We start from the raw sequence: 13747 nt of genomic DNA, 5'->3' as shown, positions 1-13747 counted from the left end.
TTTATTTTTTGACACATATATGGATCCACTCCACTGGAACGATAAGCTGGCCGATAGCCAATATGCAAAACCAAGGACCAAACCCCTTGGGGCTGATCAGCGCCTGCTGCTTTTACAAAAACTCCAGGGGAAGCTGGATATCAGCTTGTTGTTTGATATCTTCAGTCGTGAGGTTGAAAAGCAGATAGATATCAGCAGGTTAATATGGAACTCGGACAATACCACAACTCTTGTACGTCAAGGTGCCAGTAGTCAGTTCCGACAAACTTTCATCCTGCGCTTCAATAAAATTGAGCTAGGCAAGCTGCAATACCACACGCCTTACGCCCTCGACCAAGACGAAGTCAACCTGCTTCATACCTATCATCGCCTGTTTGCCGGACCGCTAGCCTGTGCTTTGGAATATCGCCGAGTCAAAAATATGGCACTGCGTGACTACCTCTCAGGTCTTGGCAATCGCAACAGCTTCGAGCAAGATCTCAATCACGCGATTGCGATGAGTGAAAGGCGTAACATCGGTCTGGTATTGGCGATGTTCGACCTCGATAATTTCAAACAGGTCAATGACCGCTTCGGCCACCCCGATGGTGATAAGGTGATCCGTCACTTTTCGCTACTGTTGAAAAAGTCTGTCCGTGCCACCGACCGCTGCTACCGTGTCGGCGGTGATGAGTTTGCTGTACTACTGCAACCGGCAACCGATACCTCTGCCCTACATGTGATCCGAAGGCTGGACACCCTGATGGCAGATGATTCAACGTTGCGAACATTGAAAATCGGCTGCTCCAGTGGCTTCAGTGTTTACCAGAAAGGCGATACCAATATCACTCTGGTCGACCGCGCTGACCGTCATCTGTACAAACAAAAGCGTACCCGCTAAATCTCCCTGCCGTCCCCTGCCAGTCTTTGGTATAGTAAAAACCTGATAAGCATGTTTTCGCCAGTCTACTGTATCTTCCCAGCCGGCTGCCGAAATCACTGTTTATGAAGGACAAACTATGAAAATTTATGAGTGCTGCGAACAAGTACGCATGATCTACGCGCAGATCGGTGGTGGTGAACTGGGCTACATTCCCAATGCAATTCATTGTGCCGTCAAGGCACTGAATGATATCGCCGCCAATGACACGCTACCGGAAGATATTCGCGAGCGTGCTGCCTTTGCTGCGGCCAACTTGCTGATGAGCGACCACGAGGACGCATAATGGATTTAAACAAATACGAGACCATGGATCCTGTCATGCTGATGAGCATCGTCAACATGAAGATCCGTGATGAGTTCGGCGATCTGGATGCCCTGGTCAAATACTACGATATCGACAAGGATAAACTGGTTGCCAGGCTCGCAAGTGCTGGCTTTGACTATCTGCCGGAAGCCAAGCAATTTAGGTAAGTGCTGGCAATTGGCGATTGGCGATTGGCGATTGCAAAATCGAGTACGCTAACCAATAAAAAAACGGAAGCCTCGGCTTCCGTTTTTTGTATCTCTATAACTGAATGCTCAGTATTAACTTAGCTTTTTAGCCACTAAATACCGGCAGTAACTTCGCCATTGCCATGAGGTGGAAGGCTGCTGTCAGTACCCCGAAAGCAATGACGACATAAATTGTTGCATTGCCGCCCGGAACCACGAAACCTTCTTGCTCTGGTGCACGCTGGCGCAACGTTTTTGCCAGTGTCGCCGGGATGATACAGGTCCAAATTGTCGCCGCCGCACCCGCCAAGCCAATCGCCGCAACAAAACCAAACGGTGCAACTAGTGAGAACACCAATGGCGGCAGAAAAGTCACGCCCCAGGTTTTTAGGCGGCCTTGCTTGGAGTCTTCGAAGCCAAACAGATCAGCCAAGTAATCGAACACACCCAAACCAACACCAATAAATGATGAGACAATCGCCGCAATGGAAAAGATATGTAGCGCTTGTTTGATGCTGTTCGAATCAATAGCCGTTGTCAGGGCCGCCATCAGGGCATCTACGCCACCACCAGCAGTGACAACCGGGCCGAAGTCTTGACGCGGTAGGTTACCGAAGATACAGATCACCCAGCCCAAGTAGAATGTCAGGGCGATAACCGTACCACCTAGGATCGCTTTTTTAGCACGGTGCTCATCCTGGTAGTAGTCGCGCATGGTACTTACTGAATGGTGGTAGCCAAACGAGGTCAACGCTACTGGCAGTAAGGCTAGCGCATAGGCAGAATAAGAGCTTTCAGCTTCGCCTTGGGCGAACAACGTCGGCACACTGATATTTGAAGCCAGACCGGAAACCCCCAGCACAAAGCTAATGATCATAAACAGGATCAGCACAATGGAGATACGGTCCACGGCACGGGTCGAATGCAGAACAAAAGCCGAGCAAAGTGCAACGAACAATACCGAAGCCAACTCTCGGGTCATACCCAGTATTTCACTGAAAATCATACCTGACGATGAAATGTACGCGTACAGCAGAATACCACCGACGAAATATAGAGATAGGTTATTGACAAAATTAACTTTTTTACTCAATACGTCTTTGGCAACAGTATTAAATGAAGCTTTAAGCTCGTAATGTTTAAGCGCTTCCAGCAATAACCAGCCAGACAGCGTCATCATGATCATGGTGAAAGAAATGGCGATCACACTCCATAACGTCCACGCACCCGCACCTGCACTTGGCAATCCAAGCATGCCTGCCCCAACACAAACACTGGCGATAATACACGCGCCCCCAAGTGTGGATGGTTTACTCATAATGACTCCTAAACAACATTAACGTATCAGCGTGCTAGTACAATAAGGTGTTCTGTGATTTTTAGCAACAACAGAGGAATCATTTGGGCAAAAGATAATCAGCCAGATGGAAATATTAGTTTACGCTATTCATTCATAAAAAATCGCCCCGCCTTATTGGTATAAAGGCAGGGCGATTCATCGTCTGGAGTCATGCCAGGCTTTATTGCAAAGAAATGAAGCCAGGCAAAACAGGTTTACTTCATCTGGGCAAAATACGCTGCAACATTGGCAATATCAGTATCGCTGAGCATCGAAGCCTGCGGCTGCATCACCATCGCCATACCGCCAGTGCGCTCTTTGTTTTTGTACGCCTTCAGCGAGCTAACCAAATACTGCTCATTCTGCCCTTTCAGATTCGGGTAGCCGGGAATAACGGCCATGCCATCGGCGCCATGGCAGGCGGCACATACCGTGGCTTTCGCCTTCCCGGCAACCGGATCGCCTGCAGCCATAGCAGGACTTGCCATCACGGCAGCGAACATCACACAAGCTAGAACTTTCTTCATCTGGTCCTCATTATTATTTCTGTTATCCGTACTGTTCCCAGTGACTGGGTATATTTTGCTGGCACGACAAGACACGCAGCTTGCTAAATTGTGCCTTTTTTCAACAACAAATACTAAATAAAGTCATAATATTGTGCACTCATTCCTGCTCGTAGTGCCAAGTTAGCTCACACTCCTTGCCCGCAAACGCCTCGACGACAAACAGCCCAGCCACCGCCACCAACTGTTCCCCATAAAACAGCAATGGCGTTCGCCGCCGCAGCCAGCTCGGCACACCATACTCCTGAAATAGTTTCTTCAGCTTGCGCTTGCCTACCCGCCCCACAGGCTGGACTTCCAATCCAGCAGGTTCGAAGCGCACCGTTACCGGCTCATCTGCTCTTGGCAAGCGAAGCTGACCAGCTCCTGACTCCGACAACGACAGTGACCCAATCGCGGCAGGAAGCCGACAGGCTTGATTCAATTGCAAAGCAACCACCGCATCAGATATATCCTCATAAGGCTGAATGACATGCAAACACTGCCTGAAGCGTCGTACTTCGACTTCTCCCCAGCCTACCTTGGGGTTGGCATCTGGCTGGGCCAAGACCACGGAGTGCCAAACCTGCTCCAGCTGCGCTTGCGAAGGCATTTTCACGCCAACAGCCGCCAGCCAATGACGTAACAGTGCTTTGCCCCGGCGCTCACTGCCCGGCTTCTCCGGATGCAAGCAGGCGATATCCAAACTTTGGTCGGCTGACATCGCCTGGCCGAGCTGCTCGGCCAGCAGCTCCTGCAATAAGGCTTCCTGCTCAGCGCAAAGTGCGGCACTGCGGGTCACCGCCTTGCGGATCCCCGGCCAGCGGGTATTCAACAACGGTGTAACCTGATGCCGGAGGAAATTGCGGTCATAGCGCTCGTCGCTGTTGCTCTCGTCTTCGACCCAGTCAAGCCTATGCTCACTGGCATACTGCTCAATGGCCGTGCGAGGCTGATCGAGCAAAGGGCGAACATGCCAGCCAGTCGCAAAAGCCGTGCATTGCGGCATGGCTGACAGTCCTGCCGGCCCACTCCCCCGCTTCAAGGCAAGCAGCACGGTTTCCAGCTGATCATCAGCATGCTGGGCCGTGAGCAGGACATCGCCGAGCTGGATGTGTGCCCGCAAAGCGGTGTAGCGGGCATCCCTCGCCTGCTGCTCGACGCTTGTCCGCTTACCCAGTGCCAAAGTCACTTTCTCGAGTACAAAATCTACCCCCGCTTCCGCAGCCCAACGGGCACATAACGCCGCCCAGTCATCCGCATTCGCACTCAAGCCATGATGCACATGAACCGCTTTACAGGAAGCTTCTGGATATCGCTCAAGGTAGCGCCCCATCAAATGCAGCAGTACCCGTGAATCCATTCCCCCGCTGAGGGCAAGAACGAAACGGGCTGAAGGGGTCGTAAGGGTGGCAAGATTGGCTTCTAGGTTGGCATAAAGCATTGAGCGACATCCGAAATAACACACAGCAAAAGTATACCCTTCCCGCCCCAGTAAAGGTAAACCCAGAATAAAAAAACGGGCCAGCCCGAAGGCTGACCCGTTCTATTCAAAGTCTAACTCACTGAGCTAGCAAACTGGCAATTAGCAGTAAGCTTTGATTAACAATAACCGTAGCTCATCAAGCGCTGGTAACGGCGCTCAAGCAGTGCTTCGGTATCAAGCTGATCAAGCTCTTCTAGTGTTGCTAGGATCTGCTTCTTCAACGACTCAGCCATCTCAACCACATTGCGGTGTGCACCACCTAGCGGCTCTTCGATGATGTTGTCGATAAGCTCAAGCTCTTTCAGACGATCAGCAGTCATGCCCATCGCTTCTGCTGCCTGAGGTGCCTTGTCAGAATCACGCCACAGGATAGAAGCACAACCTTCAGGCGAGATCACCGAATAGGTTGAGTACTGCAGCATGTTCACGCAGTCACCCACACCGATCGCAAGAGCACCCCCAGAACCGCCTTCACCCACAACGTTACAGATAACAGGAACAGTAAGACCGGCCATCTCTTTAAGGTTGGTTGCAATCGCTTCTGACTGACCGCGCTCTTCCGCACCGACACCAGGGTATGCACCCGCGGTGTCAATGAAAGTCACGATAGGCATTTTGAAGCGCTCAGCCATCTTCATCAGGCGAAGGGCTTTACGGTAACCTTCCGGCTTTGGCATACCGAAGTTGCGCAGCACTTTCTCTTTGGTCTCACGGCCTTTCTGGTGGCCAATCACCATCACTGGGCGACCGTCAAGGCGGGCAATACCGCCAACCAGGGCTTTGTCATCAGCAAACGCGCGATCACCAGCCAGTTCGTCGAACTCGGTAAACATGTTCTCGACATAATCGAACGTGTATGGGCGCTGTGGGTGACGTGCCAACTGAGCCACCTGCCAAGCACCAAGATCACCAAAGATTTTCTTGGTCAGCTCGAGGCTTTTCTTTTCCAGTTGCTCAATTTCTTTATCCAAATCAACCGATTTAGATTCATCACGACGCGATACGTCACGCAGTGCTTCGATTTTTGCTTCTAGTTCAGCAATCGGTTGTTCAAACTCAAGGAAGTTCAGGCTCATACCATTTCAGTCCTTTTGCTCATAATTCTGGGTATCTATAACAGATAACTATGGGCTATTTTAATTAAACTCAAGCTCAACCTGCTTATCACCCAGCAAAATTTTGAGATCAGAGATTAGTTGATCTGCCGGGGTAACACGCCACTCTGTTCCCAGAGTCAATTTGGCGCGGGCATTCGAGCGCTGATAGTACACGTTGACAGGTACGGTACCTGCACGGTGCGGTTCCAGCACTTTGCTGAAACGTTCAAAAAACTGTTCATCAATTTGCCTCTCTGTAAGCGAGATGGCAAGGCCGCGTAGGTGCTTTTCTCTCGCATCTGCGATGTCTAGCACTTCCCGGGCCGACATTTTAAGGCCGCCATTGAAATCATCAAAGCTGACCTGTCCGGAAACGACCAAAATTCTATCTTTTTCAATCAAATCCAAGTGACGTTCCAATGCTTCTGAGAACAACATCACTTCCATCCGGCCACTGCGGTCATCAAGAGAGAGAATTCCAATCCGGGTGCCGCGCTTGGTCGTCATCACCCGGGCTCCGATAACCAACCCGGCAACCGTGACGACTTTGTCCCGTCCGGTCGGATGGGCATCCTTCAGACGCCAAGTGGTGTAGTGCTTGAGCTCCGGCACGTAGGCATTGATCGGGTGGCCAGTCAGGTACAGCCCGAGAGTCTCGCGCTCTCCTTCCAGCCAGACTTTATCCGGCCATTCAGGAATATTGGCATAGGCGTGCTCCACCTCTTCCGGCGCAGCCGTCAGTACACCGAACATATCCGTCTGACCAAACGCCTCGGCCTGATGGTGTTGGCTCGCGGCACGGATAGCGTCGTCCAACGTTGCCATCATGGCGGCACGGTTCGGGCCGAGGCGGTCCATCGCGCCGGATTTGATTAATTTTTCCAGCACCCGCTTGTTGACTTTCTTGGTGTCAATTCGGGCACAAAAATCAAACAAGTCCTTGAAGTGGCCGCCTTTCTCGCGGGCGGCAATAATATTTTCAATCGGGCCTTCACCAACCCCTTTCACCGCACCTATACCGTAAACAATGGCACCGTTATCATCGACATTGAAGCGATACAGGCCCTTGTTGACATCAGGCGGCAGCAGCTCAAGCTTCATGCGGTGACACTCATCGACCAGACCGACGATCTTGTCGGTGTTATCCATATCGGCGGTCATTACCGCCGCCATGAACTCTGCCGGGTAGTGCGCTTTTAGCCACAATGTCTGGTAGGAAACCAGTGCATAGGCGGCGGAGTGGGATTTGTTAAAACCATAACCGGCGAACTTCTCTACCAAGTCGAAGATCTTCATCGCCAGTTCGCCGTCGACGCCGTTCTTTATCGCACCTTCTTCGAAGGTGGCACGCTGCTTGGCCATCTCCTCCGGCTTTTTCTTACCCATCGCACGACGGAGCATGTCCGCGCCACCCAGGGTATAGCCAGACAGGACCTGGGCGATCTGCATCACCTGCTCCTGATAGAGGATGATGCCGTAGGTCGGCTCGAGAATTGGCTTCAAGCTCTCATGCTGCCAGGTAGCATCCGGGTAGGACACTTCCTCGCGGCCGTGCTTACGGTCGATAAAGTTATCTACCATGCCTGATTGCAACGGGCCCGGACGGAACAGGGCTACCAGGGCGATCATATCTTCGAAACAGTCCGGTTGAAGACGCTTGATCAGATCTTTCATCCCGCGCGATTCAAGCTGGAACACCGCGGTGGATTCCGAGCGCTGCAGCATGGCGAACGACTTGGCATCGTCCATCGGGATCGCCGCGATGTTAACCGGCTCCTTACCCTGGGCTTCAAGGCGAGGGTTAATCATCCCCAGCGCCCAGTCGATGATAGTCAGGGTGCGCAGACCCAAGAAGTCGAACTTAACCAGACCGGCAGTTTCAACGTCGTTCTTATCGAACTGGGTAACCGGGTTGGCACCTTCGGCATCGCAATACAGCGGGGCGAAATCAGTAATTGTGGTCGGGGAGATCACCACGCCACCGGCGTGCTTACCGGCATTTCGTGTCACACCCTCAAGGATGCGACACATGTCGATCAGATCTTTGACTTCCTCATCGGCCTCATACACCTGTGGCAGTTGCGGCTCGGCTTCAAAAGCCTTGGCCAGCGTCATGCCGGGCTCAGCGGGTACCAGCTTGGATATGCGATCAACAAAACCATAGGGATGGCCGAGTACACGGCCTACGTCACGGATAACCGCCTTCGCCGCCATGGTACCGAAGGTGATGATCTGGGATACCGCATCCCGGCCATACATCTCGGCAACGTGATCAATCACCTGATCACGCTTGTCCATACAGAAGTCGATATCGAAATCGGGCATCGAAACACGTTCCGGGTTAAGGAAACGTTCGAACAGCAAGTCGAACTCCAGCGGATCAAGATCGGTAATATCCAGTGCATAGGCCACCAGGGAGCCCGCACCCGAACCACGGCCCGGTCCCACCGGCACCCCGTTGTCCTTCGACCACTGGATGAACTCCATAACGATCAGGAAGTAGCCCGGGAAGCCCATCTGGTTAATTACCTTGAGCTCGATATCGAGGCGCTCGTCATACTCAGGACGGCGCTCAGCACGCTCCTTCTCATCCGGAAACAAGAAGTTGAGACGGCGCTCGAGCCCTTCTTTCGACTCCTTGATCAGGAAATCTTCGATGGTCATCTCCCCGGTCGGGAAGTTCGGCAGGAAGTACTCACCGAGGCGGACGGTCACATTACAGCGCTTGGCGATCTCGACACTGTTTTCCAGCGCTTCCGGGATATCGGCAAACAGCTCGCACATCTCCTCTTCGCTGCGCAGGTACTGCTGATCGCTGTAGAGCTTCGGCCGGCTAGGATCGGCAAGGGTATAGCCGTCATGGATCGCCACGCGGATTTCGTGGGCATCGAACTGATCTGGCGTCAGGAACCGTACATCGTTGGTCGCCACCACTGGCAGCTCGGCTTGCTCGGCCAGTTCAATGGCAAAATGCAGATAGGCTTCTTCATCGGCACGGCCGGTACGTACCAACTCGAGGTAGTAGGCATCCGGGAAGTGCTCCTGGTAGAACTCAACGCATTTGCTGACCAGCTGCTGGTTACCCTTGAGCAGGGCCTTGCCGACATCGCCGCTCTTGCCGCCAGATAGCAGGATCAGGCCTTTTTTGTGCTCTACCAGCCACTCCTTATCCATCACCGGAAGGTGCTGGACATGGCCGCGCTGGTAGGCCTTGGAAATCAACATGGTCAGGTTCTGGTAACCATCGTTATCAGAAGCCAGCACGGTTAAATCGCACAACTCGTCGCCCATCTCTTCGGACATCACTTTAAAATCCGCCCCGATGATCGGCTTCATGCCGGCACCATGGGCAGCAAAGTAGAATTTCACCAAGCCACACAGGTTGGTAAAGTCCGTCAGTGCCATTGCGGGCATCCCCATACCAGCCACGGTTTTCACCAGCGGCGGCACTTTGGACAAGCCGTCTACCATAGAGAAGTCACTGTGGACACGGAGATGAATAAAACGAGGTTCAGCCATGACTAACCAGAATAGAGTTGTTCAAGAAACAAGAGGGTGATTATAGCCCAAAGCACCATGGCTGTTGACTCTAATCACCATCTTTTAATGCCGCGGAAACTAAAGGGATGCAAAAATCCGCGGGTTGGCAGGATTATAACCGCCTTCAGTCCAGCCCGAGGATGCGCTTGACCGGTTTGAAGCTTTTGCGGTGCTGCTCGATAGCGCCATGCTCGGCCAGGGCCTCGAAATGCGCCTTGGTTGGATACCCTTTGTGCTTAGCAAAGCCATATTGCGGATACTCGGCATCCAATACTTCCATCTCGCGATCGCGGGTGACTTTCGCCAGGATAGATGCGGCACTGATCTCAGCGACTCGCAAATCACCCTTCACTACCGCCTGCGCCGCCATCGGCAGTTCAGGAATACGGTTACCATCCACCAGCACAAAATCAGGTTGGACAGACAACCCGGCGACCGCACGCTGCATTGCCACCATGGTCGCCTGCAGGATATTAAGCTGGTCGATCTCTTCCGGCTCGCAGCGGCCCAATGACCACGCCAGTGCCTTCTCTTTGATTTCATCAAACAGCAGGTTGCGCTTTTTCTCGGTCAATTTCTTCGAGTCCGTCAGCCCCTCGATAGGGTTGGCCGGATCCAAAATGACCGCGGCGGTCACCACCGCCCCGACCAACGGGCCACGGCCAACTTCATCGACACCGGCAATACAGCTTGCTACCGGGTACTCAAACGGTTCTAATTCTTTGCTCATGTCACTTATCAATCAGTTGTAATACCGCCTCTGCAGCCTTCTGATCCGCATTACACTTGATCAACTGGTGCAGACGGTTAAATTCAGCCATCAGCTCGGTGTTATCGGCCTCAAGAAAACGGTTCACCTCTGCAGCCAAGTTTTCTGGCGTACAGTCTTCCTGCAGCAACTCAGGTACCAGCTCGCGATCGGCAAGGATATTGGCAAGCGACACATACTTGGTCTTAAGCATCTTCTTGGCCAGCCATGCGGTCAGTGGCTTAACCCTATAACCCACCACCATCGGCCGTTTGACCAACATACACTCCAGCGCCACCGTGCCGGATGCCAGCAATACCGCATCAGAGGCAATCATGACATTGCGCGCGGTATCGTCGACCAACACGAAATCGAGCTCAGGCGCGGTTTCACGCCATGCCTGCTCAAACTGGGCCCGGCGCTTCTGGTTAACCAGGGCGACGACAAACCCGAGATCCGAGTGCTGCGCCTTGAGCAGTTTGCAGGTTTCAATAAACGGGGGCGCCAGCAGCTCCATTTCCCCGCCGCGGCTACCCGGCAAGACCGCCAGCCAGCGTTTGTCCTGCTCAAGTCCTAATAACTCGCGCGCAGCAGCCTGATCGGTTTCCATCGGGATCGCATCCGCCATGGTATGGCCGATAAACTCACACGGGACGTTGAACTTGTCGTAGAAGGCTTTTTCAAACGGCAGGAAGGCCAGCACCAGATTGGTTGCCGCTTCGATTTTGAAGATCCGTTTCTGCCGCCACGCCCAAACTGACGGGCTGACGTAGTGCACGGTTTTGATCCCGGCATCTTTGAGGTTGCGCTCAAGCCGCAGGTTGAAGTCCGGCGCATCGATACCGACAAAGACATCCGGTGGATTATCGGTAAAGTATTTGACCAATTCGGCCTTGACCTTGAACAGCCGAGGCAGGCGACCGAGTACTTCGACAATACCCATCACCGCCAGCTCTTCCATATCAAACAGCGTCTCGCAGCCTTCGGCCTGCATCCGCGGCCCGGCAATACCAACAAATTCGGCATTCGGATACTGTTCACGCACCGCCTTCATAAAGCCGGCACCTAAAATATCGCCGGAGATTTCCCCGGCGACAATTCCTATTCGAAGTGGCTTCGTCATCTTAACGAATAATTCCGCGTTCGGTGTTATTCAGTGCATCCAGGAACAAACCAACAGACGGCCACTCTTCGGCCATCTCGGCCAGTACCGGCTTCACTTCTTCCATGGTTTTACCTGAACGGTAAATTTCCTTGTAGGCACGGCGCAGTGCATGTAGCTCTTTTTTCTCAAAGCCATTACGCTGCAAGCCAACCAGGTTCAGACCGTAAGGTGTTGCGTGGTTACCCTGCGCCAGAACATACGGCGGTACATCCTGAACCACAGCCGAACAACCACCAACATAGCTGAAGGCACCAACGGTACAGAATGGGTGAATGGCAGATAGCGCCATTACGCCTGCATGGTCGGCAACCGTAACATGGCCACCCAGAATCGAGTTGTTGCCGATGTGAGTATGGTTACCTACCACCACGTCATGGGCGATGTGAGCATTAACGCACAGCAGGTTATCGTTACCTACGATAGTTACGCCTTTGTCCTGGATGGTACCACGATGGATCTGAACGCTTTCGCGGATCACATTGCGATCACCAATTTCCAGGCGGGTCGGCTCGCCGTTGTACTTCTTGTCCTGGCACTCTTCGCCGACAATCGCATACGGGAAGATACGGTTATCGTTACCGATCTTGGTCGGGCCCTTGATCACGACATGTGACATGATCTCGTTTCCGTCACCGATTTCGACGTCTTTGCCGATATAGGTAAACGGGCCAACCGTAACATTGGCGCCAATCTTAACGCCTTCTTCAATCACCGCCGATGGGTGAATCTGCGCAGTTTCGTGGATCATTAAAACTCTCGTCTTGCACATTTGAGCTCAGCAGAACAAACCACCTCGCCATCAACTTTGGCTACACCATTAAACATAGCAATACCGCGGCGCTCCTTCAGGAATTCCACCTCGATGACCAGCTGATCGCCCGGTACAACTGGCTTACGGAATTTACCGTTATCTACGCTAGCAAAGTAGTACAGCTCATTTTCCGCTGGCGCGCCGAACGTTTTAAATGCCAGCAGGCCCGTTGCCTGAGCCATCGCCTCAAGGATCATCACGCCCGGGAAAACAGGCATTTTTGGAAAATGACCCGTAAACTGAGGTTCGTTAACCGACACATTCTTGATACCTGTCAGGGTTTTGCCTTCTTCGTAATGGGTTACGCGATCAATCATCAAAAACGGGTAACGGTGCGGAAGAAGCTCTTGAATCTCTGTAATATTCAGCGTTTTATTTTCGCTAGTCAAAACTGAATTCCTGTTTGAAAAATTAAAAATGCGGTTCGCTCGAAAAGCAAAGCAGCCAATCTACTTGGCCGCGAAGACGGTTCCTGGCAGGCGCTTATTCGCCTTTTTCCAGTTGCTTTTCAACGGCCTTAAGACGCTTGTTCATCTCGTCAATCTTCATTGTACGAGCGGCAGTCTTACGCCATTCCTTGTTTGGTTGAAGCGGGATACCAGAAGAGTACATGCCCTTCTCTTCAATGCTGCGCATCACCATACCCATACCAGTAATGGTCACGCCGTCGGCGATTTCGATATGGCCATTAAGCACTGACGCGCCGCCGATAATACAGTATTTACCAATTTTGGTACTGCCAGCAACAATGGTACCACCGGCCATGGCCGTACCATATCCGATCTGCACGTTGTGGGCGATTTGCATCTGGTTATCGATGATCACGTTATCTTCGATGATGGTATCGTCCAGTGCACCGCGGTCAATCGTCGTACAGGCGCCAATTTCGACCCGGTTGCCGATACGTACACTGCCCAGCTGCGGGATCTTCACCCACTCGCCTTTATCATTGGCATAGCCAAAGCCATCGGCACCAATTACGGTGCTCGACTGAACCAAACACTGCTCACCCAGCACCACATTATGGTAAATGGTGACATTCGCCCATAGCTTGGTGCCTGCGCCAATCTGGGCATTCTTACCGATAAAGCATCCCGCACCAATTTGAGCGTTAGCACCAATACGTGCGCCGGCTTCGATAACAGCGTTGTGGCCGATAGAAACATTCTCACCAAGCTGCGCGGTTGGATCGACATAGGCCGATGGCGCAATATCAGAAGCAGCGGCAGGTGTGGTATCCAGCAATTGAGCTACTTTGGCATAACCCAGGTAAGGGTCGGCCATCAGCAGGGCATTACCTTCGAAGCCCTCGGCATCCGCCTCTTTGAGCATTACGGCTGCCGCTTGGCACTCCGCCAATTGCTTACGGTACTTACTGCTCGACAGGAAGGTGATCTGGCCTTCTGTGGCCGTTGCCATCCCCGCAATAGATTCGATAACTACTGTGCCATCACCACGAAGTTCAGCACCCAGCTTAGTTGCTATATCAGCAAGAGTCATTCCAGCCATTCGATACCTTATATTTTCTAATTCTTTGTTGGCATACCTGGTATTTAACAGGGAGACATCCCTGATTGGTATACACCACCAACCGGTAATTCT

General features: G+C 52.5%; 13 protein-coding genes. 3 read left to right on the top strand and 10 right to left on the bottom strand.

The genetic code is table 11. The features are described from left to right. Window positions 1–19 precede the first annotated feature (19 nt). From R2X38_RS22410 to R2X38_RS22400, 3 genes are all read left to right on the top strand, one after another. Window positions 20–880, top strand: coding sequence for a GGDEF domain-containing protein (locus tag R2X38_RS22410; protein WP_317524579.1), 861 nt, complete (start codon window positions 20–22; stop codon window positions 878–880). A 118-nt stretch (window positions 881–998) separates the two neighbouring features. Beyond that, window positions 999–1205 (top strand): YaeP family protein, encoded by a 207-nt coding sequence (locus R2X38_RS22405; protein ID WP_317524578.1) that lies wholly within the window; start codon window positions 999–1001, stop codon window positions 1203–1205. Then, the gene (locus tag R2X38_RS22400) at window positions 1205–1393 is read left to right on the top strand and encodes a DUF4250 domain-containing protein (protein ID WP_317524577.1); all 189 of its coding nucleotides are present in this window, start codon (window positions 1205–1207) and stop codon (window positions 1391–1393) included. Before R2X38_RS22405 ends, R2X38_RS22400 begins: the two co-directional genes overlap by 1 nt. Window positions 1394–1520: 127 nt before the next feature. On the opposite strand, the gene R2X38_RS22395 is transcribed toward R2X38_RS22400, so the two are convergent. From R2X38_RS22395 to lpxD, 10 genes are all read right to left on the bottom strand, one after another. Then, window positions 1521–2732 carry an aromatic amino acid transporter gene (locus R2X38_RS22395; protein WP_317524576.1) on the bottom strand — a complete coding sequence of 404 codons (1212 nt, stop codon included), beginning with the start codon at window positions 2730–2732 and terminating at the stop codon, window positions 1521–1523. A gap of 236 nt (window positions 2733–2968) precedes the next feature. After that, complete coding sequence (locus tag R2X38_RS22390) at window positions 2969–3280, bottom strand: cytochrome c (RefSeq protein ID WP_317524575.1); 312 nt, start codon at window positions 3278–3280, stop codon at window positions 2969–2971. 139 nt (window positions 3281–3419) lie between these two features. Continuing rightward, a complete protein-coding gene (tilS, locus tag R2X38_RS22385; protein WP_317524574.1) occupies window positions 3420–4742 on the bottom strand; it encodes a tRNA lysidine(34) synthetase TilS in 1323 nt (440 codons plus the stop codon). A 158-nt stretch (window positions 4743–4900) separates the two neighbouring features. Further along, complete coding sequence (gene accA / locus R2X38_RS22380; RefSeq protein ID WP_317524573.1) at window positions 4901–5860, bottom strand: acetyl-CoA carboxylase carboxyl transferase subunit alpha; 960 nt, start codon at window positions 5858–5860, stop codon at window positions 4901–4903. Window positions 5861–5920: 60 nt separating this feature from the next. Then, a complete protein-coding gene (gene dnaE, locus R2X38_RS22375; protein ID WP_317524572.1) occupies window positions 5921–9400 on the bottom strand; it encodes a DNA polymerase III subunit alpha in 3480 nt (1159 codons plus the stop codon). 145 nt (window positions 9401–9545) lie between these two features. Then, a complete protein-coding gene (gene rnhB, locus R2X38_RS22370; RefSeq protein WP_317524571.1) occupies window positions 9546–10151 on the bottom strand; it encodes a ribonuclease HII in 606 nt (201 codons plus the stop codon). A gap of 1 nt (window position 10152) precedes the next feature. Beyond that, a complete protein-coding gene (gene lpxB, locus R2X38_RS22365) occupies window positions 10153–11292 on the bottom strand; it encodes a lipid-A-disaccharide synthase (RefSeq protein WP_317524569.1) in 1140 nt (379 codons plus the stop codon). Window position 11293: 1 nt separating this feature from the next. Next, on the bottom strand, window positions 11294–12082 hold the full coding sequence (lpxA, locus tag R2X38_RS22360; protein WP_187461378.1) for an acyl-ACP--UDP-N-acetylglucosamine O-acyltransferase: 789 nt from the start codon (window positions 12080–12082) through the stop codon (window positions 11294–11296). Then, the gene (fabZ, locus tag R2X38_RS22355; protein WP_039458239.1) at window positions 12082–12534 is read right to left on the bottom strand and encodes a 3-hydroxyacyl-ACP dehydratase FabZ; all 453 of its coding nucleotides are present in this window, start codon (window positions 12532–12534) and stop codon (window positions 12082–12084) included. The genes lpxA and fabZ overlap by 1 nt, the downstream gene beginning before the upstream one ends. 94 nt (window positions 12535–12628) lie before the next feature. Continuing rightward, window positions 12629–13654, bottom strand: coding sequence for a UDP-3-O-(3-hydroxymyristoyl)glucosamine N-acyltransferase (gene lpxD, locus R2X38_RS22350; protein ID WP_317524568.1), 1026 nt, complete (start codon window positions 13652–13654; stop codon window positions 12629–12631). Between the last annotated feature and the right edge of the window lie 93 nt (window positions 13655–13747).

This window comes from Photobacterium rosenbergii (assembly GCF_033022775.1).
GTDB classification, from domain to species: Bacteria; Pseudomonadota; Gammaproteobacteria; order Enterobacterales; family Vibrionaceae; genus Photobacterium; species Photobacterium rosenbergii_A.
The sequence above is the reverse complement of the archived record's forward strand: the minus strand, read 5'-3'. Positions and strand labels throughout refer to the sequence as shown.